Annotated in this window: 16 protein-coding genes; 4 read left to right on the top strand and 12 right to left on the bottom strand. The window is 67.2% G+C overall.

What is annotated here, in order from left to right:
• Positions 1-8 precede the first annotated feature (8 nt).
• Positions 9-323 carry an MTH1187 family thiamine-binding protein gene (locus AC6EKW_RS06610; protein ID WP_498513971.1) on the top strand — a complete coding sequence of 105 codons (315 nt, stop codon included), beginning with the start codon at positions 9-11 and terminating at the stop codon, positions 321-323.
• On the opposite strand, the gene murJ is transcribed toward AC6EKW_RS06610, so the two are convergent.
• The 4 genes from murJ to AC6EKW_RS06630 all read right to left on the bottom strand — a co-directional run bounded on the left by murJ (position 320) and on the right by AC6EKW_RS06630 (position 5,430).
• Positions 320-1,903: a murein biosynthesis integral membrane protein MurJ gene (gene murJ, locus AC6EKW_RS06615; RefSeq protein ID WP_498513972.1), complete on the bottom strand. Its 1,584-nt coding sequence runs from the start codon at positions 1,901-1,903 to the stop codon at positions 320-322. The genes AC6EKW_RS06610 and murJ overlap by 4 nt on opposite strands.
• Positions 1,904-1,943: 40 nt before the next feature.
• Positions 1,944-3,437, bottom strand: a complete 1,494-nt coding sequence (gene xylB / locus AC6EKW_RS06620) for a xylulokinase (RefSeq protein WP_273887926.1) — start codon at positions 3,435-3,437, stop codon at positions 1,944-1,946.
• A 39-nt stretch (positions 3,438-3,476) separates the two neighbouring features.
• Positions 3,477-4,514, bottom strand: a complete 1,038-nt coding sequence (locus AC6EKW_RS06625; RefSeq protein WP_273887927.1) for a zinc-binding dehydrogenase — start codon at positions 4,512-4,514, stop codon at positions 3,477-3,479.
• A 91-nt stretch (positions 4,515-4,605) separates the two neighbouring features.
• Positions 4,606-5,430, bottom strand: coding sequence for an HAD-IIA family hydrolase (locus AC6EKW_RS06630; RefSeq protein WP_273887928.1), 825 nt, complete (start codon positions 5,428-5,430; stop codon positions 4,606-4,608).
• A 174-nt stretch (positions 5,431-5,604) separates the two neighbouring features.
• Between AC6EKW_RS06630 and AC6EKW_RS06635 the strand changes: the two genes are divergently transcribed.
• The 3 genes from AC6EKW_RS06635 to AC6EKW_RS06645 all read left to right on the top strand — a co-directional run bounded on the left by AC6EKW_RS06635 (position 5,605) and on the right by AC6EKW_RS06645 (position 11,552).
• On the top strand, positions 5,605-8,769 hold the full coding sequence (locus tag AC6EKW_RS06635; RefSeq protein ID WP_498513973.1) for an ATP-binding protein: 3,165 nt from the start codon (positions 5,605-5,607) through the stop codon (positions 8,767-8,769).
• A gap of 121 nt (positions 8,770-8,890) precedes the next feature.
• Positions 8,891-9,514, top strand: a complete 624-nt coding sequence (locus tag AC6EKW_RS06640) for a hypothetical protein (RefSeq protein WP_273887930.1) — start codon at positions 8,891-8,893, stop codon at positions 9,512-9,514.
• Positions 9,515-9,743: 229 nt separating this feature from the next.
• Positions 9,744-11,552, top strand: coding sequence for a choice-of-anchor Q domain-containing protein (locus tag AC6EKW_RS06645; RefSeq protein WP_498514011.1), 1,809 nt, complete (start codon positions 9,744-9,746; stop codon positions 11,550-11,552).
• A 310-nt stretch (positions 11,553-11,862) separates the two neighbouring features.
• Here the strand turns inward: AC6EKW_RS06645 and AC6EKW_RS06650 are convergent, their stop codons facing one another.
• The 8 genes from AC6EKW_RS06650 to AC6EKW_RS06685 all read right to left on the bottom strand — a co-directional run bounded on the left by AC6EKW_RS06650 (position 11,863) and on the right by AC6EKW_RS06685 (position 19,748).
• Entirely contained in the window at positions 11,863-12,102 is a 240-nt protein-coding gene (locus AC6EKW_RS06650; protein WP_498513974.1) for a hypothetical protein, read from the bottom strand.
• A gap of 100 nt (positions 12,103-12,202) precedes the next feature.
• Positions 12,203-13,201 (bottom strand): zinc-dependent alcohol dehydrogenase family protein, encoded by a 999-nt coding sequence (locus tag AC6EKW_RS06655; RefSeq protein WP_498513975.1) that lies wholly within the window; start codon positions 13,199-13,201, stop codon positions 12,203-12,205.
• 4 nt (positions 13,202-13,205) lie between these two features.
• Positions 13,206-14,234 (bottom strand): NAD(P)-dependent alcohol dehydrogenase, encoded by a 1,029-nt coding sequence (locus AC6EKW_RS06660; RefSeq protein WP_498513976.1) that lies wholly within the window; start codon positions 14,232-14,234, stop codon positions 13,206-13,208.
• Positions 14,231-15,295 carry an NAD(P)H-dependent glycerol-3-phosphate dehydrogenase gene (locus AC6EKW_RS06665; protein WP_498513977.1) on the bottom strand — a complete coding sequence of 355 codons (1,065 nt, stop codon included), beginning with the start codon at positions 15,293-15,295 and terminating at the stop codon, positions 14,231-14,233. The genes AC6EKW_RS06660 and AC6EKW_RS06665 overlap by 4 nt, the downstream gene beginning before the upstream one ends.
• A gap of 151 nt (positions 15,296-15,446) precedes the next feature.
• A complete protein-coding gene (locus tag AC6EKW_RS06670) occupies positions 15,447-16,478 on the bottom strand; it encodes a zinc-dependent alcohol dehydrogenase family protein (protein WP_498513978.1) in 1,032 nt (343 codons plus the stop codon).
• A 19-nt stretch (positions 16,479-16,497) separates the two neighbouring features.
• Entirely contained in the window at positions 16,498-17,304 is an 807-nt protein-coding gene (locus AC6EKW_RS06675; RefSeq protein WP_498513979.1) for a carbohydrate ABC transporter permease, read from the bottom strand.
• A 43-nt stretch (positions 17,305-17,347) separates the two neighbouring features.
• On the bottom strand, positions 17,348-18,166 hold the full coding sequence (locus AC6EKW_RS06680; RefSeq protein WP_498513980.1) for a carbohydrate ABC transporter permease: 819 nt from the start codon (positions 18,164-18,166) through the stop codon (positions 17,348-17,350).
• 142 nt (positions 18,167-18,308) lie between these two features.
• A complete protein-coding gene (locus AC6EKW_RS06685) occupies positions 18,309-19,748 on the bottom strand; it encodes an ABC transporter substrate-binding protein (protein ID WP_498513981.1) in 1,440 nt (479 codons plus the stop codon).
• Between the last annotated feature and the right edge of the window lie 16 nt (positions 19,749-19,764).

Raw genomic sequence — 19,764 nt, forward strand, 5'->3', positions numbered from 1 at the left:
AGAGAAAGATGATCATAGCCGAGGTGAGCGTGGTCCCGGTCGGGACCGAAAAGACCGGCGTGAGCGAGTACGTCGCCGCCGCGGTGAGCGCCTTCGAGTCCTCCGGGCTCAGGTGCACGCTGGAGGCGATGGGCACGACCGTCGAGGCAGAGAGCCGGGAGGAGTTCTACCGGGCGCTGGACCGGGCGCAGGAGGCGGTCTTCGAGGCCGGGGCGCGGAGGGTCTACACGGTGGTGAAGATGGACGAGCGCCGCGACGAGACCGACCGTTCCCCGGAGGAGATGGTCCGCGCGGTGCGCGAGCGGCAGGGAAGGGCTTCCTAGCCCTTCCCTGCCGCAGCCTTTCTCCGGAGGAGCGAGAGGGCGTAGCCCAGCTCCTCGGTCCGGAGCAGGGCCGCCACCGCCAGGTAGACGGCGAGCGAGACGCCGCCGACCCCGACGAGGACGGCGGCGTGCCCGAGGAGCCCCGGGCCCGGCCCGGTCAGGGCGAGCCCCGCGCGGGCCGTGACGTACATGCCCGCCGCGGAGAGGACGATGCGCGAGAAGGAGCGCAGCATCCCCCTGCCGCCCAGGCGTTTCAGTACCCGGCGCATCGCCAGGAGCAGGGCGAGGGCCAGGATGGTGTAGGAGATAGAGAAGGCCAGCGCGACCCCGACGAGCCCGAGCCACCTCAGTAGGAGGTGTCCGAGCACGACGTACAGGACGAGGAGCCCGGCGTTGAGGGTCGCCGGAGCGCGGGTGTTCTGCCGCGAGTAGAACGAGCGGACGAGCACGAAGTAGGCTGCGTAACCGAGCAGCCCGACCGCGTACGCGGCGAGCAAAACCGAGACCGAGAGCGTATCCCGGCCGGTGAAGTTGCCGTGTTCGTAGAGCAAGCCGACGATGGGGCGGGAGAGCGCGATCATTCCTACCGCGGCCGGAGCGAGGACGAAGGTCATCGTCCTCAGGCCGAAGGAGAGGGTGGAGCGGAACGACGCCGCGTCCCGGCGGGCGTAGCTCTCGGAGAGCTCGGGCATCAGGGCGGTCGCCATGGAGACGGTGAAGATGCCGTAGGGGAGCTGGAAGATCATGAACGCGTACCAGAGGTCCGAGACGCCGCCCGCCGCCGACCCGAAGTAGTTCGCCGCGACCTGCACCCCCACCGAGCAGACGACGAAGACGAGCATCGGCCCGGCGAGCCTGGCGGCGGGCGCGAGCGAGGGATGACCGAACACCAGGCGCGGGCGGTAGCCGAGCCGCAGGACGGCCGGGAGCATCGCGAGCGCCATCGCCGCCACCCCGAGCGTGGTCCCGAAGGCGAGCACCCGCAGCGCGAGGGAGGGGTGTGCTCCGGAGAGCAGAGCGTAGCCCCCGAAGGAGGCGATGACGATCAGGTTGTTCAGGACCGGGGTGAACGCCGGGAGGAAGAAGCGCCGGTGGGCGTTGAGGATGCCCATCTCGAGCGCCGCGACGCCGTAGAAGAAGATCTGGGCGGCGAAGACCCGGAAGAGGAGCACCGCGAGCTCCGTCGTCCTCTCTGCCTCGGCGGGGGAGAGGGAGCTGGACGCCTTCCAGTCGGTTATGAAGCCGACGAGCGCGGGGGCGAAGACGATCCCGAGCAGGGTGATGAGCGCCAGGAAGGGGACGACCAGCGTGGCGAGGGCGTTCGCCAGCAGCCGGGCGTCGCGCTCCCCGTGGCGCGAGAGCCGCTCGACCAGGAGCGGGATGAAGATGGAGGAGAGTATCCCGCCCATGAACAGCTCGTAGATCTGGTTCGGCAGCGAGTTGGAGTAGGTGTAGGCCTCCGCGACGACCGTGCCGCTCCCGACGACCGCGGCCTGGGTGAACGTCCTCACGTAGCCGGTGATGCGCGAGAGGGCCGTCGCGGCCGACATCGAGAGCACCGATCTCAGGATGGCTGCCATGCGCCCGATGTTAGCAGAGAGGGAGCCGCCGACGAAGCTCTCAGCCGCCTCCCGCGAGCTGCGTGAGGGCGTGCATCGCCTCCCGGTTCGCCTCGTAGAGGGTGCGGTAGATCCGGTAGTACTCCGTGTAGAGCCTCGCCCGCTCCGGATCGGGACGTGTGACCTCCCCGCGCAGCCTCACGCGTGAGACGGCCTCCGCGACGTCCCCGTAGACCCCGGAGGCCACCCCGGCCAGGAGCGCGGCCCCATATGCCGGACCTTCGTCTGAGGTGGTGCGTACGATCTCTTCCTCGTAGATGTCCGCTTGCAGGCTCCTCCACAGCGGGCTGCGCGCCCCACCGCCGGTCGCCCGGATCTCTTCCACCCCCACCCCGAGGGAGCGCAGGATCTCCAGCGAGTCCCGCAGGCTGAAGACGACCCCCTCCATCAGCGCCCGGGTCATGTGCTCCACGCCGTGGCGGATCGTGAGCCCGACGAAGGCCCCGCGCGCCCCCGGGTCGAGGTGCGGGGTTCTCTCGCCGGAGAGGTAGGGCAGGAACAGGAGCCCCTCGGCGCCGGGCTCCACCCCCGATGCGGCCTCGACGAGCTCGTCGAAGTCCCTGCCCAGCTTTTCCCTCCACCAGGAGAGCGAGCCTCCCGCGGAGAGGGTCACGCCCATCAGGTGGTAGGCCCCGGGGACGGCGTGGCAGAAGGCGTGCACCCGCCCGGACGGGTCGGGTGTGAAGGTGCCGGTGTGGGCGAAGAGGACCCCGCTCGTCCCGACCGACGAGCTCAGGATGCCCTCGCGCACCACCCCGACCCCGACGGCCGCGGCCGCGTTGTCCCCGCCCCCGGCGGCGACGGGGATGCCGGCGGGGAGGTTCGTCTGCTCCGCGGCTTCCCTCCGCAGCGTGCCGGTCTTCTCCGGGCCCTCGAAGACCTCCGGGAGCCAGGAGCGATCTATCTCGAGGGCGTCGAGGATCTCTGGCGACCAGTCGCGCCGCTTCACGTCCAGAAGCAGGGTTCCTGAGGCGTCGGAGGCGTCGGTCGCGTACTCGCCGGTGAGCATGAGCCGGATGTAATCCTTGGGCAGCAGGATGCGGGAGAGCCTCGCGTAGTTCTCCGGCTCCTCCTCACGCAACCAGAGGATCTTCGGGGCCTGAAAGCCGGTGAGGGCGGGGTTGCCTGAGATCGCGATGAGCCGCTCCACCCCGACGCGCTCTGAGATCTCGCGGCATTGTCTCGCGGTTCTCTGGTCGTTCCACAGCAGGGCGGGACGGATGACGTGGTCGGCGCCGTCCAGAAACACCGAGCCGTGCATCTGGCCGGTTAGCCCGATCCCCAGGATCTCGTCCTCGACCCGCGCGGCGAGGGCACGCAGCGCATCTGTGGTCGCGTGCCACCAGTCCCCAGGGTCTTGCTCGCTCCATCCGGGACGGGGGCTCGCGAGCGGGTAGCCGGAACCCGCCTCGGCCACCACCTCTCCGGAGTCCGCATCCACCGCCAGCGCCCGCACGCCGCCGGTGCCGACGTCAACACCGATCAGAACGCCCAAGGTTTCAGCCCCTCCTTCTTCAGGTTCGTCCCCGGCATTCTACGGCACGACGGCGACCTTTATCCCCTCACCGCTCGCGGATTTCTCTATGGCCTCCTTCGCCTCCGCGAGCGGGAAGCGGTGGGTCACCATCCCGTCGACCCGCACCCGACCGCTCTCGATCAGGCGCAGCGCGCTCTCGAAGTCCACCCGCCGGGAGTTGGAAGAGCCGGTGACCTCGAGCTCGTTGTAGTGGATCAGGTTCGCCTCGACCTCCGAGAGCCCCCTGCCGGCGAGCCCGGCGAAGACGTTGACCCTCCCTCCGGGCCGCGCGAGGCGCAGCGCGTCGTTCACCAGCTCGGGGATGCCGATGCAGACGATCACCGAGTCCGCCCCGAAGCCGTCGGTCGCCTGCGAGACCACCTCTTCGAGCTCTTCCCTGGTCGGGTCCACGGTGACGTGCGCCCCGAGGTCGGCGGCGAAGCGGCGGCGGGCTTCGGAGGGTTCGCTGACGATGACGGTGCGTGCCCCGGCGAGGAGGGCGAGCTGCAGGTGGAGCATGCCGATCGGACCGCTGCCGAGGATGACGACGACGTCGTCCACGCCTATCCGCGAGCGGCGGTGCCCGTTCACGCAGCAGGCGAGGGGTTCGGCGAGCGAGAGGTGCTCCGGAGGGACGTCCGCGCTCGCGGGGAAGAGGTTGCCTGCGGCGACGGCCTCGGCCGGGATGCGCACGTACTCGGCGAGCCCGCCGTCGGTGTCGTAGCCGAAGATGCGCGGCGAGAGGCAGGCGTTCTCCATCCCCCGCCTGCAGCAGGCGCAGCGGCCGCAGGAGATCACCGGGGCGAGGGCGGCGGGCTGCCCCTCCTCGTAGCCCCTGACGTTCCTCCCGACGCGCGCTATGCGGCCTGCGATCTCGTGCCCTATCACCGTGCCGGGCTTGACGCCTCGCTTCTTCTCGCCGCGCAGGATCCTCACGTCCGTCCCGCACACGGTGTTGGCCCCCACCTCGAGCAGTACCTCGTCGGGGCCTATCTCGGGGTTCTCCACCTCTTTGACTTCGAGCCTGCCCGGTCCTTCGAAGACCGCCGCGATCATTCTCTCTTTCCTCCCTTCTGCCGCCGTTTCGCCATCCGAAGCGCTCCCTGCCTTGTGGGGTCCATCCCCGTCCTGCATCACGCCCGGGCGGTCAGCCACCGGGGAGCAGCCGGTCTATCCTGTCGAGGACGTAGGTCGGGCGTTCGTGTTCCGGCGCCCGCTGCACGTCCTCGATGCCGCTGTCGCCGGTCAGGACGAGGGCGGAGTCCATGCCCGCGTCGGTGGCCATCTTTATGTCGGTGTAGAGCCGGTCCCCGACCACCAGGCATTCTCCCTGCTCGAGCCCCAGGGCGTCGAGCGCGGCCTCGAGCATCACCCTCGAAGGCTTGCCCGCGTTCAGCGTACACCTGGCCCCGGTCGACGCCTCTATCGCGGCGACGATGGCCGCGGCGTCCGGCTCGCCCCTCCCTCCCGGCAATGGACAGTAGCGGTCAGGGTTGGTGGTGACGAGCTCCGCCCGACCGTGGTACCAGATCGCGTCGAAGGCTATCCTGAGCTTGCGGTAGTCGAAGGTGCGGTCGTAGGAGGCGACGACGACCTCTATCTCTTCGGGGTTCTCGGAGAGGTGCACCCCGGCTTCGCGCAGCGCCCGCCGGAGCGGCTCCTCGGCTATGGGGAAGACGGCCGCTCCGGGGCGGTTCTCGACCAGCCAGCGGGTCATGGTCACGACGGTGTTCACTATCTCACGCTCCGGCGTCGGCAGCCCGAGGCGGGTGAGCTTCCCGGCGTACATCGCCGGGTCCCTGGTGGGGTTGTTCGAGAGGAAGACGAGGCGCCTCCCGAGCTCCCTGAGCCTCTCGACCAGCTCCTTTGCCCCCGGGAGCAGCTCGTCGCCGAGGTAGATCGTCCCGTCGAGGTCGAAGATGTAGCCCTCGTAGAGCTTCTCCGGCGGGTGCGGTGAGCCCCCTGCGCTCACCCGCTCACCCCTTACGGATGGCTGTCGTTCGTGATCGCACTTCTTCAGGAGGATACAGCCTCAAGCGGTGAAAGTGTAGGAGGCGCCCGGCGAGGAAGAAGAATATGCCATATGGGGGAGGCGCCTGATCCGGCAGGGATATATGATGCACTTGTCGCGCGAAAAGGGGTGTGCATGGTCCTCCAACCCCATCGGCCGGGGGAGGGAGCCGGTAACGAGGCGCCCATCCTGATCCGGCTTCTCGGCGGGTTCGAAGTCGCCGTCGGTGGGCAGCCCGTCGATGACGGGGCCTGGCGGCTGCGCAAGGCGGCGAACCTCGTCAAGCTGCTCGCGCTCGCGTCGAGGCACCGGCTGCACCGGGATCAGGTGACGGAGGTCCTCTGGACGGAATTTGACGTGAGATCCCAGGCCAACAACTTCCACCGCGCACTGTACTTCGCCCGCCGGGCGCTCGGGAGCGCCGGGGAGCGATCTTCCCGGTACCTGCAGTTGCGAGGAGGGGTGATCTCACTGTGTCCGGACGGTTCGCTACGGGTCGATGTCGAGGCGTTCGAGGGTGCTGCCGCCGTCGCCCGCCGCCTCCGGGAGCCCGCCGCCTACCGCCCGGCGCTCGACCTCTACGCGGGAGATCTCCTGCCGGAAGACCGCTACGAAGCCTGGACGGAGGAGAGGCGGGATGCTCTGCGCCGGCTGCGGGTCGAGCTGCTGATGGAACTCGCTGCGCTGCACGAGGAGCGTGCGGAGTACGGCGACCAGATCGAGGCGCTCGAACTGGTGCTCCGCGAGGTGCCATACGAGGAGGAGGCCCACGCGGGGCTCATGCGTGCGTACGCGGCGGAGGGACGGCGCGGTGAGGCGCTCCTCCAGTATGAACGGCTCAGGCGGGTGCTCGCGGAGGGCCCCGGTATGTCTCCAGAGCCCACGACCCGGCTGCTCTACGAGAGGATAAGGTCCGGCGGGATACCCGCTCCGTTGCTGCACGGCCGCCACCGGAGATCGCAGGGTGGGAATCGTGCGGCTCCCGTGCGGCACAACCTGCCGGCCTCCCTGACCAGCTTCATCGGCCGTGGGGCGGAAGTGCGGGAGATCGAGCGTCTCCTCGCGATGAGCCGCCTCCTGACCCTGACGGGGGCCGGTGGTTCGGGTAAGACGCGGCTCGCGTTGGAGGTGGCCGGGCGGGTGGCTCCCCTCTACCCGGATGGGGTGTGGATGGTGGAGCTGGCCTCGCTCTCCCACCCTGCTTTCGTCGTGCAGGCGGTGGCGACGGCGCTTGGCGTGTCGGAGCGGGCCGGCCGTCCGGTGGAAGGGTTGCTCGAAGAACACCTGCGCGGGAAAGCCGTCCTCATCCTGCTGGACAACTGCGAGCATCTGGTGGAGGAGGCGGCCCGCCTGTCGAATGTCCTGCTGCGTGCCGGGGCGCGGGCCAGGATTCTGGCGACCAGCCGGGAACCTCTGGGTATCCCCGGAGAGACTGTCTGGTCGGTGCCCACCCTCTCCCTACCCTCTGCCGGTGAGGAGGTAACCGTGGGGGAGCTCATGACCTCGGAGGCCGCACAGCTCTTCGTCGAACGGGCTCGCTCCCGGTTGACCTCCTTCGAACCAACTCAGCACAACGCCCCCGCCGTAGCGAAGATCTGCCGTCGGCTCGACGGCCTGCCGCTCGCCATCGAGCTCGCCGCCGCCCGGGTGGGGTCGCTCCCTCTGGAGAAGGTCGCCGGGCGGCTCGAGCAGAGCCTCGAGATTCTCCCCTCCGGGATGGACCGGGACGCCGACCCGCGCCACCGCACGCTGCGGGCGACGCTGGACTGGAGCCACGAGATGCTCGACGGGGATGAACGGGCGCTGTTCCGGCGGCTCTCGGTCTTCGCCGGACCCTTCCCGCTGGAGGCGGCGGAACTGACGTGCGGGGGTGGAGAGCCGGAGGTACTTGAGGTGCTCCCGCGGTTGGTGGACCGCTCGCTGGTCCTTATGCTGCGCGACGCCACGCTCCGCTACAGGATGCTCGAGCCGGTGAGACGCTACGCCGCCGGGAAGCTCCGGGAGAGCGAGGAGGAGGAGCGGATACGCGGTCTACACGCCCGCTATTACCTCGCCCTGGCCGAGAGGGCGGAGCCCGGGCTGATCGGTGCGGGGCAGGCCGCATGGCTCGGGCGGTTGGAAGGAGAGTACGGAAACCTGCGGGCCGCCCTCGGCTGGTGCCTGGACGGGGGGGACACGGAGCGTGCCGCGATGGGCCTGCGGATGGCGGTCGCGCTGGACCGTTTCTGGGACGCCCATGGTCCGGGTGAGGGGCGCCGGTGGATGGAGAGGGGGCTCGCCGGGTGCTCTCCTCCGGCCGCCTTGCGGGCCGGGGCGCTGGTAGAAGCCGGGTTCATCGCCGTCTACCAGCTCGACTCCCGGGCGGTGGGGATGCTCGAGGAGGCTCTAGGGATCTACAGAGAGCTCGGCGATGAGGTCGGACAGGCGCTCGCGATCAACTACCTGGCGCACGCCGCGGGGATCCTGGGCAACCTCGGGCGGGTGGAGACGCTGCGTGTGGAGGCGGAGGGGTTGCTCGAGCGTACGGAGGATCCCCGCGCCGCCGCTCACCTGTTGCTCACGCTTGGTATGCTCGCCACGCTCGATGCGGACCACGCGCAGGTTCTGGCCAGGACCGGAGAGAGCCTCGCGCTGTTCCGGGAGGTGGGGGACCTCCGCAGCTGCGCCCAGTGCCTCACGATCATGGGTCTCAACGCGCTCGCCCGGCGAGACGCCGGGCATGCCGCCCGGATCTTCCGGGATGATGTCCTGCTCCTGCGGGACCTCGGGGACAAGGTCGGCACCGTGGTCGGGCTGCTCGGGCTGGCCGGGGTGGCTGCCCTGGAGGGGCGCCACGTTCGTTCGGCGCGCCTCTTCGGGGCCGCGGGCGCCCTGGGGGAGTCCATCGGCCATCCCCCCGTCCCCCTCGTCCGGACGCACTACGACTACGAGGGCTACATCGCCGCGGTGCGGGGGGCTCTCGGCCATACGACCTTCGAGGCGGCTTACGACGAGGGGAGGAGCATGTCCCCGGATCGGGCCATCGAGTACGGGCTCTCCGCGGAGGAGCCCGCTCCTTCGGAGGCTCTCCTCACCCCCCGCCAGCGGGAGGTGGCGCTCCTGGTCGCCCAGGGCCTTGCGAACCGTCAGATCGCCTCGGAGCTCGGGATCTCCGAGAACACCGTAGCCAACCACGTCGCCGCGATCATCCGCAGGCTTGACGTACCCGCCAGGTCCGGGATAGCCGCCTGGGTGGCCGGACAGAACCCGCGTGAAACGAAAAATGGCCAGAAATACCTGCGCCTGACACACCCCAGGTAAGAGCCTGGTAAGAGGCACCCTCTACCGTTCTAGTTGGTAGAAGGGTCGACGTATTGAGGCGAGCGCGGCGGCGCGTGATACGGACGCTCGCGGTACCCGCCCTCAAGGAAGGAGGAAAACGATGGTAAAGACCGTGCTCTCCAAAGTGTTGCAGGTAGGGCGGATAACCGCCCTTGCTCTGGGCGTGGCAGTTATGCTTGCCCTGGTTGTGGGCATGGCTTCGGCGGCCCTGGCTGGTACAGGCATCGGTGCCACGTTCAACCTGGGCAAGGTCAACAGCGTCAACAAGATAAGCGCGCTCGTCGGCTCGACGAAGAGCCCGATGCTCGGCGTTGCGAACAAGGGCAATGGTACTGCGCTGAACCTGCGCGTGAAGAGCGGCAAGCCGCCTATGACGGTCAATTCTGGCAGGAAGGTAAAGAATCTCAACGCGGACAAGCTCGACGGTCAGGACTCCAGTGCGTTCGTGCAGACGAATACGAATGCTTTCGTGAGGAACGACATCTACAAAACGGAGAGTGCGATAGGCCCGGGAACGCAGATCGGCGACGGCACCTTCGTCGCCAACGAAGCGTGTGATCCCGGAGACATCCTCCTCTCCGGAGGTCCGGCTAACATCAACGCCACCTCGACCCTTCTTGAGAGCTTCCCGACACCGGGTACCACGAACTCTTGGTCGGTACGGATAAACAAGAATGGTCAGGCGGACAACTTCAACGTGGTGGTTCTCTGCGCTAACCAGTAGGAGAGCAGGAAGATGGTTGTCGAGCAGGGACCGTTCGTCGTGCGGTCCCTGCTCTTCATCTTCGGGGGGTTGCGTGCCGGCGAACCGGCTGCCAGAAGTCTGCGGGACGTCCAGGTGCTGGCCCGGACCGGATTGACGCTTGAGCTCAAAGAAACGAAAGGACCAACCAATGGTGTGGATGAAATCAAAAACAGCAGCGGGGCAGAGAATTCTCGCCTGCTTGCCACTGGTGGCCGTCTGCCTGGCGATGCCTGTGTTCGCTACCCCGGCCTTCGCCGACACCTACACGGTGAGCCGGACGGACGATCCCACCCCGGGCGGCTGCCAGCAGTGGGATTGCTCGCTCAGGGAGGCCGTGATCGCGGCGAACGGGCACCCGGGAACGGATGAGATCGACCTGCCCGGCGGCACCTACACGCTCGCGATCCCCGGTCCCGGCGGCGCCTCGCAGGGCGATCTCGACGTCACCGAGAGCCTCGTCATCGACGACACCGGCCAGGGCGCGGCCGTTGTCAACGGCAACGGGGCCGCGACCCACGACCGGGTCTTCGAGGTCGCGGGAGGGGTGCTCGAGCTGCACGGGATCACGGTTGAAGGGGGCGTCGCACCCGTCGACGCGGACGGGGTGGCCCGCGGCGGCGGCATCCGGGTCGACTCCTCCGCCGGGGGCCTCTACATGTTCGGCGGCAGTGTCATCGGGAACTCGGTGCCGGGCACGGGCCACCTCGGCGGCGGCATCTACAACGAGAGCCACGCGGTGCTGCAGCGCGTCGAGGTCTCGGGCAACACCGCGACCGGCCCGCCCAACGGGCTCGGCGGCTTCGGCGGCGGGATCTACACGCTCAGCCCGGGGCTGACCGAGGTCTACAACTCCAGGTTCTTCGACAACCAGGCGTTCGCCGGCGCGGCCATGGCCGCGTCCACCGCCTCCGGGAGCAACACGAGCGTTATCGTCGTGGGCTCTCAGCTGGCCCGCAACGTCGCAAGCTCCTTCGGTGGCGGCGCCTACCTCACGGGTAGCCAGCAGGGCACAGGGAGCTATCGCTTCACCAACACGACGATCAACGGCAACGCGGCCGGTGAGCTGGGCGGCGCCATACGCGTCCGCGACGCGGCGCTCACGCTCAAGAACGACACGATCACCGCCAACAACTCCGGCGACGGCGGCGGGATCGCAGCCCAGGACGATGGCCAGGGCATAACCTCGGCCACGCTGGCCGACACGATCCTGGCCGGCAACCACGACACCGACGCCTCGGGGCTGGGCACGTTCGACGACTGTCTGGACCAGAACCTGAACAACGGCGGCGTGGTGCGCTCGTCGGGCTACAACCTCGTCGGCGAGAACGGCAACCCGACCAGCGCCTGCATCAACGACCCGGCGACCGGCGACCAGCTCGGCACACCTGCCTCGCCGATCAACCCGCTGCTCGACCCGTCCGACCACTTCAACGGTGGCCCCTTCATTCGTATCTTCACCTACACCTTGCTGCCCGGCAGCCCGGCCATCAACCGCGGAGATCCCGCCTCCGGCGGCTGTGAGCTGGTCGACCAGCGCGGCGTCCCCCGGGCTCTCGGCGGCCGCTGCGACAGCGGGGCCTACGAACGCGTCAGGGTCCACGGCACCGTAGTCAACCGCGTCGGCACTTTTGGGGCTGACAGCTCCACCAAACCCGAGCTTACGCCGACGGCCGGCGCGGATGGGTTCCTGGGCCTCGACGGAGACGACTCGCTGCGGGGTGCCGGCGGCAACGACGCCCTCTCCGGCGGCAAGGGTAATGACACCCTCTTTGGAGGCTGGGGCGCGGACTTCCTCGGCGGTGGCAGGGGCAACGACGCCCTGAACGGCGGCCCGGGAGGCGACGTGCTGAGCGGCGGTCCGGGGACCGATCACCTGAACGGCGGTGACGGAAACGACGACATCAACGCCCGCGACCACCACCGCGACGTCATCACCTGCGGCAAGGGTGCCGACCATGTGTCCGCCGACCGCGTGGATAAGGTCGCGAGCAGCTGCGAGAAGGTGAAGCGCGGTTGACCACCTTACAAGAAGGGGGCAGAACCGGCGAGACGTATCGGAACGAGCAGGGGATCGGGACGCGGAACCCTCGTCCTGAGCTTCCTGGTTTCTATCGGGGCGGTGGACTGCCAGCCCTTCACCGTAAGGCCCGACGGCTCAAGCCCCGGGCAGCTTACGGCCACAACCTCCGGATACGATTACTGGCCGGCCTACTCCGCCAGGGGCGGCAGGATCGTCTACGATCACGAAGACACAGGCAGCGTGATATCTGCTCGATCTCCGCTGCAGGAGGCGTGCCAACCCAGATCACCGCTGGCACCAGCTACAACTACGGTCCCGACTGGCAGCCCAACTTCCCGCCCGCGGTAACGAAGCCTTCTCCAAAGCCCGGCAGGTCGGTGCGCGACCGCACACCCACCATCGCGGCCATCGTGCGCGACGGGCAGCAGTACCTCGGGAAGAAGAGCGTGAGGCTCAGGCTCGACGGGCGCAAGGTCACCACCTTCTCCTGCGATCGCTCGACCGGGCGGCTCGGCTTCACCCCCGAGAGCAACTTCTCCTTCGGCACCCACCGCGTGAGGGTCGGTGCCGGAGACGGGTTCGGACTGACGACCTCGCGCTTCGTGGAGCTTCGAGGTGTTGCGCAGCCAGCGTGCTCGAGACCGGGCTTAAGCGGTGCCGGGCGTGACGCAGACCTTGAGCCCGGCTCCTGCCCGGTGCACCTCCCACGCCTCGTCGAAGCGGTCGAGCGGCAGCCGGTGGGTTATGACCTTCCGCCAGTCGATCCGTCCGGAGGCGAGCAGGGCGAGCGAGCGCTCCATCGTGAACGGGTTGGTGTAGGTGCCGCGGATGGTGAGCTCCCGACGGAAGATATCGTAGGGTCGGATGGATACCTCGGCCTGAGGCGGGGCCACCCCGACCCAGACGATCGTACCTCCCGCTCTGGCCGACTCCACCGCCTGGCGCATCGTCTCCGGACGCCCGACGCACTCCAGCACGACGCCGAAGTCTCCCTGTCCGTCCAGCTCTTCGGGGGAGATGGGCGTGGCCCCGAACTCCCGGACGCGTTCGCGGCGGTCGGGGTCCGGCTCGCTCACGAGTACCCCGGATGAGCCGGCGGCGACGAGCAGCGCGGCGGCGAGCACCCCGATTGGACCCGCCCCGAGGACCAGAGCCCTCTCGCCCGGTAGTATCCCCGAGAGATCGACCGCGTGCAGCACGCACGCCAGAGGCTCGGTGAGCGCGGCGGCCTCGGGGGGCAGGCCCTCCGGCACCCGGTAGAGCTGGGAGGCCGGGACGGTCACCGCCTCCGAGAGCCCGCCGTCGCGGGTCACGCCTATCGCCTGCGGGTGCTCGCAGAGGTGGGGGCGACCGCCCTGGCAGTGGGGGCAGGAGCGGCACGGGATGTTCGGGTCCACCACCACCCGATCTCCGGTGGAGACGTTCTCCACGCCCTCACCGACCTGCGCGACGGTGCCGCAGAACTCGTGCCCGAGCACGACACGGGGGCGGGCGAGCGGGTATTCACCCGAGGCTATGTGCAGATCGGTGCCGCACAGCCCGCACGCCTCGACCGCCAGACGCACCTCTCCGGGGCCTGGGGGTGGAGCCTCCCGGGAGGTGCGCTCGATGCCCTGCGCCCCGTTCCAGACGATGCTCGTACCCATCTCCCTAAGCCCCCGGTCTCACGACCGGCTTGACGTTCGCCGGGTCCCTGCGTGGAGCCTGAAGAGCGGCCTCTGTCTCCGCGAGGCCGTAGTGGCCGGTCACGATCGCCTCCACGTCCACCCTCCCCGTCGCGGCGAGCTCTATCGCCGCCGGGTAGGTGTTCGCGTAGCGGAAGGTTCCGGTCAGCCAGATCTCACGGTTCTGGATCAAAGCGAGCGGCACCGTAGCCTCCTCTCCCGGACCCATCCCCACGACCACGGCGGTCCCGGCGGGCCTCAGGCAGCGGATGCCGCCGGCGAGAGCCCGCTCGTTGCCGGAGCATTCGATCAGGGCGTCGACCTCGAGCCCATTCCCTTCGAGCGGCTCCTCCGAGACGTTTATGGCGCGGGTCGCTCCGGTCTTCTTCGCCAGCTCGAGCCGCTCGGGGACGACGTCGGTGATGGTGACTTCGGTCGCGCCGTTGGCCAGGGCGACCTGCATCGCCAGGAGCCCTATCGGGCCGGCCCCGGTGATGAGGACGTGGTCTCCGGCCTCGACGCCTGCCTTGCGGCACGCCCAGATCCCGACCGAGAGTGGCTCCATCAGAGCCCCGGCGTCGTCGGAGAGGGAGTCGGGCAGCCTGAAGGCGAAGTCCTCGTGGATCGTGACGTAGCTGGCGAACGCCCCGTCGATGGGCGGGGTGGCGAAGAAGCGGACGTTCGGGCACAGGTTGTAGCGCCCGGCGCGGCATTCCCGGCAGGTCCCGTCGGGCACCCCCGGCTCCAGCGCGACCCGCTCCCCGATCTCGTGTTTTGTCACCCCTTCACCCAGGCCGACGATCACACCGGATGACTCGTGCCCCAGGACCAGGGGTTCCTCCACCACGTGCGAGCCTATCCTGCCGTGCTCGTAGTAGTGGATGTCCGAGCCGCAGACCCCTACGGATCTTATCTCGACCAGGACCTCCTTCGGTCCCGGCTCGGGCATCGGCCGCTCCTCCAGCCGTACGTCGTGGGGAGCGTACATCACGGCGGCCTGGTTGCCGTCTCTCATCGCTTCTCACCTCCGAAGAAAGTCTCCCAGGGCATCTCGAGCGGGTGGTCCAGGGTGACCACCTCATGCAGATGGCGCATCAGCGGAAAGTCATCTGAAGAGACGATTCCGCGTCCGGTGAGTTTGGAGAGCGCACCGCCCATCACCTGGATGGCCGCAACCCCTTCCAGCGTCACGCCCTGCATCAGTTCGTCCCTCACCTTCGAAAACGGTACCCCGGCTCCGACGTACCGGCCAGCCCTCACGTTGCGGCCGCCCATGCTGGTCACGAACATGTCCCCGACTCCGGCCAGCCCGTAGGGTGTCTCCGGCCTGCCTCCGAGAAGCTCCATCCACCTCCCCAGCTCTCGCGTGGCCTGCCCGAAGAGTGCCGCTCCGTAGTTGTAGTTGCGGTAGCGCCCCCCGGACTCGCCCCTGCCGTCCAGTATGCCTTCCATGAAGCCCGCCCCGAAGGCGTAGCAGTTCTTCGCCGCCGCGCACACCTCCACCCCGGTGAAATCGGTGTCCGTCCAGACGTGGAAGTAGGGGGTGCGGAAGAGCGAGGCGAGATATTCCAGTACCCTGGCGTCACGGCCGGTGAAGATCACGCAGGTGTCTCTTCTGACTGCCACCTCACCGGCTATGGAAGGCCCGGCTATCGCGGACCACGAGACCCGGTCCCGCAGGCTCTTTGGAACCTCCTCTGCCAGCACTTCGGGCAGGATGCGCAGATCCCCCTCCCCGTTGGCCTCCATGCCCTTGGTTATGGAGAGCACGTGCATCCCCGGTTCTAGCAGGGAGGCGAGTTGTCGCCCCGCCCAGCGCACCCCGAAGGAGTTGACCCCGCTCATCGCGACCTCCGCTCCTTCGAAGGCTTCTTTCGCCTCCTCGAGCTGGTAGGTACGCACGGTCTCCGGGATCTTGAGGCCCAGGTTCGGGTGGACTCCACTCTCGCGGATGGAGTCGATGATCTCGCGGTCGAGATGGGTGCCGACGAGCCTGACCTCATGTCCGTTGTCCGTCAGCGGGAAGGTCAGGGCCGTTGCCATGACGCCCGATCCCAGGATGGTCACTCGCGCCAAGTCTACCTCCAGGACAGAGTTGCTCGTCCTACGGTCTGCATTCTTCCGGTCTCCTGACCGATTCCCGGCCAGTCTTGTCCGGTCACCTGTCTCCTTTCGGTTGGATGCCGTGGAGAGCGTACATCATGGCCTCCGCTCAGGACATCCTGCCCTAGTCCCAGACGATCACCGTCTTTCCGGACTTGCCGCTGTCAAAGATCCTGTATGCCTCTGCCGCTTCGGTGAGAGGGTACCGGTGGGTCACTATGTTCTCGGGATGCAGGTCCCTGCGTGCCAGAAATCCCAGCAGGTCTTCCATCTGCGCCAGCCCGCACACCCAGGATCCCATCAGCGTGAGCTGTTTGTGCAGCAACAGGGGACTCGGCTCGAACGTCAGGCTGCCACCTTCGCCGACGTAGACGACCCGCCCCCAGTCGCGGGCGGCCTCAAGGCACAGGTGTCGGCCGGCTTCGCTGCCCGAACAGTCTATGCCGACCTCCGCGCCCTGACCGGCTGTGAGCTCCAGGATGGCTCCTTTGGTGTGCTCGTCCGGGACGAGCAGATGTGATGCGCCCACCTGCCCGGCCAGCTCCAACCGCTCGGGCCTCGGATCTACACCTATCACCTCGGCGCCGCTGGCGGCCGAAAGCTGGGTGACGCCCAGCCCCACCGGTCCCAGCCCTACGACGAGGACGCGGTCGCGTCCCGAGACCCCGGCACGCAGTACCGCCTGGTAGGCGGTGCCGTAGCTGCAGGCTGCGAGCGCTCCGTCGGTATAGCTCAGCTCGCCGGGGAGGTGGATGAGGGTGCGTTCCTCGGCGAGCATGTAATCCGCGTGTCCGCCGTCGCGCTGCCAGCCGTAGGCTGCGCGCTCCGGCGAGGTGCAGCCGATCATGAACCCCATCCGGCAGTTGCGGCAGCATCCGCAGCCCACGATGTGGTAGATGGCGACCCTATCGCCCTCGCTGAAGCCGCGCACGCCCGGTCCGACCGACTCCACGATGCCACACGGCTCGTGGCCTGCTATGCAACTCTGGTAACGCTCCGCACCTTCGCCGGCATGCTCGTGGTATATGGCCCGCAGGTCGCTGCCGCACAGCGCCGAAGCCTTCATCCTCACCAGCACCTGTCCGTGTCCAGGCTCCGGCGTGGGAAACTCTTTGAGCTCTACTCGCTCCTGCCCGGGCAAGACAGCTCCCAGCATAACGAAGCACCCTCCCTTGCTATTTGACCGCTCCGCTGGTAAGCCCGCGCACGAGCTGCTTCTGGGTCAGCCAGCCCACGACGACCGGCACTGCTATCGCCAGGGTGGTGAACGCGGAGAGCTGCGCCCAGAACTGCCCCCGGGAGGTCTGCTGGGCTGCGACGGCCACCGAGAGAGGCTCCCACTTGATCGCCGTGAACGAGACGCTGAAGAGGAACTCGTTCCAGGCGAAGATCACGCACAACATCGCCGTCGCCGCGAGCCCGGACCGCGTGAGCGGGATGACTATCCGCCAGAGCATGCCCCAGAGGCGCACCCCGTCCACCTGGGCGGCCTCTATGATCCCGGGTGGCAGATCCTTTATGAACTGGTACATCATCCAGACCACTATCGGCGTGTTCATGCCGGTGAAGACGATGATCAGGGCCCACGGCGTGTCCAAAAGTCGCAGCTCCCTGAAGATGACGAACAGCGGGATCATGACCGCTACCGGCGGCAGCGCCTTGGTGGTGATGAACCAGAAGACTATGCTCTCGTTACGCCTGCTCTGATAATGGCTGAGGGCGAAGGCTGCCGGAACGCCGAGTATCAGGCTCAGTATCGTCGAGATCCCCACCATGAACACGGAGTGGAAGAACGGGGCCCAGAAGCTTTCGAGCGCTCCATGGTACTCGACCAGCGTGGGTGAGAAAAAGACCTTCGGCGGCATCGCGTAGGCGTCGGCCTCGGTCTTGAAGCTGGTCACGATGAGCCAGAAGATCGGACCGAAGATTACGATGACTGCCAGGTACAGAATGAGGTTCTGTACGTGGTGGCTCCATCTCACGCCACGCCTGCTTTTGGCTCTCGTGGTAGTTGCGCTGTTCACGTCACTCCTCCCTGGCTACGGCGTTCATCGTCCTGAGCAGTACCATCAGGATGACGAGGGTGATGATCAGGGTGGCCACCCCTATCGCCGAGGCGGCACCCACCTGCCAGCCCACGAGCCCGGTCTGGTATACCAGGTAGGGCAGGTTCATAGAGCTGTTGCCCGGCCCTCCGGCGGTGGAGACGTAGATCTCACCGAAGATCTGCAGGATGAAGAGGCTGCCGAGCAGGATGACCACCCGGTAATAGGGCATCAGATGTGGCAGTTCGATGTGGCGGAAGATGCCCAGCCTGCTGCACCCATCGAGCTGGGCTGCCTCTATCTCCTCCTCGTTTATCGCCTGCAGTCCGGCCAGCAGCACCAGCATGAAGAGCGGTTCCCACTCCCAGGCGACCATCGTCGCGATCATGACGAGCGAGTGCTGGTCCATCGGATCGAAGTGCTCTACCCCGAGGAGCCTGGCGAAGTAGGTGATCAGCCCGAAGCTCGGGTTGAACAGCTCATTCTTCCATATGAGGCCGGTTACCGTGGGCATTATGAAGAAGGGCGTGACGAGCAGCGTCTGGATGAGCCCTTTCCCCCGGAAATCCCGGTTGAGAAGGAGCGCGAGCCCCAGCCCGATGAGACAACACAGAGCGAGCGCTACGAACGAGAGGATGAGCGTCTGGACCAGGATGATTCCGAACCCACCGGAGAAAACCTGTTCCGCGTAGTTCCTGAAGCCCACGAAGTTCCTGCCGAGGTCGGGGCGTATGAGCGTCCACGACTGGGTGCTCAGGTATATGGTGAGCAGGAAAGGCACCTGCGTTATTATGCCCACCGCTACCAGTGCGGGATACAGTAGCGTGCGTCTGTCTCTCGCCGGAGATCCTGGCATCCTGCGTGGTCTGAATACGCCCGCCCGGCTTGCTGCCTGTTCTGAAACTCTGGTGTCCACGGACCCCCTTTCCAGCATGTCTGCGTTACTTCTTCAGGTATCCACCCTGCCTTACGGCAGTGAGTACCTCCTGCTGTGCCTCTTTTACGAACTGGTCGACGCTGATCTTCCCGGCGATCAGCGCCGCCAGGTACCTGCCGACCGCATCGCCGAAGTCCTGAAACTCTGGTATCTCGACATATTGGATTCCGGTGTACGGCACGGGTTGCTTGGTCGGATGTTGGGGGTCGGCGGTGTTGATGGAGTTGAGTTCTATCTCGGCCCAGGGTTTGTGCCTGTACGGAGTGCTGCGATACGTGTAATACCGGGTACCGGGCGGAACCCGCTCCCACCCGAGTTTCCTGCCGACGAGATCCAGGTACTCCTTGCTCGTCGCCCACTTGATGAACTCGAAGGCTGCGTCTTTGTGTCTGCTGGAAGACTCTATCGCCAGCGCCCACGACCACAGCCAGTGCGCACCGTGCGGGGTGACCGCAGTCGGACCGTAGGCGAAACCGAGCCTGTCGGCCACCTTGGAAGACTTGGGATCGCTGAGATAACCCGCGGCGGAGGTCGCATCGTACCACATCGCCCCGTTGCCGCCGGCGAACGCGGTCTCACACTCGGGGAAGTTGTCCGAGGTGGCACCGGGCTGGCCATACTTCTGCAGGAGCGTGGAGTAGACCTGGGCTGCTTTTTTGACCTGCGGGGAAGTGAGCTGTGGCTCCCAGTTCATGTTGAACCAGCGCCCGCCGTAGGTGTTGATGAACGTGTCGAAGGGGGCCATGTTCGCTCCCCACCCGGGCTCTCCACGCAGGATGATGCCGTGCACGCCGGCGCTGATACCGTTCAGCTTTCTGGCGAAGCCCATAACCTCTTCCCACTTCGGATGATCTGGCATCTTCAGCTTCGCCTTCTCGAAGAGATCCCTGCGGTAGAAGAGCATCGAGCTCTCGCCATAGAAGGGGAGCGCGAAGAGACGCCCGTTGCGCGAGAGGAGGGACCGGATGGGCTTGAGCAGATCCTTCAGGTCATACCTCTGCCGTTCTGTCCCGCTCATCCGCGAGAAGAAGGGATCGAGCGGGACGATCCACTTGTACTTGGCCCAGATCGGTGTGTCGTAGCTGCCGATGGTCACCACGTCGAAGTCCCCGGCGTTCATCGCCACGTCCTGAGTCACCTTTTGCCTCAGGTTGTTCTCTGGTAGCGTCAGAAACCTCACCTTTATGCCGGTTTGCTTCGTGAAGCGCCCGACAAGGCTCTCCATGTCGGTCATCTGGGAGTTGCTGACCGTTGCGACGGTGACCGTGGTCCCCGCGAGATCCCCTTTTGAGATCTTGCCTGATGCACCGCTGCCACAGCCGGAGAGCAGGGACGGTGCCGCCGCGCCCGCGCCTGCCAAACCCCCGAGCTTCAGAAATTCTCCCCGGGTGAGACCACACTTCTCCCTTTTATCCCCGGTGGGCCTGGTGCTTTTCCCACCCATCGATGTCCTCCTTCTT

The organism is Rubrobacter sp. M3-4 (assembly GCF_059772285.1).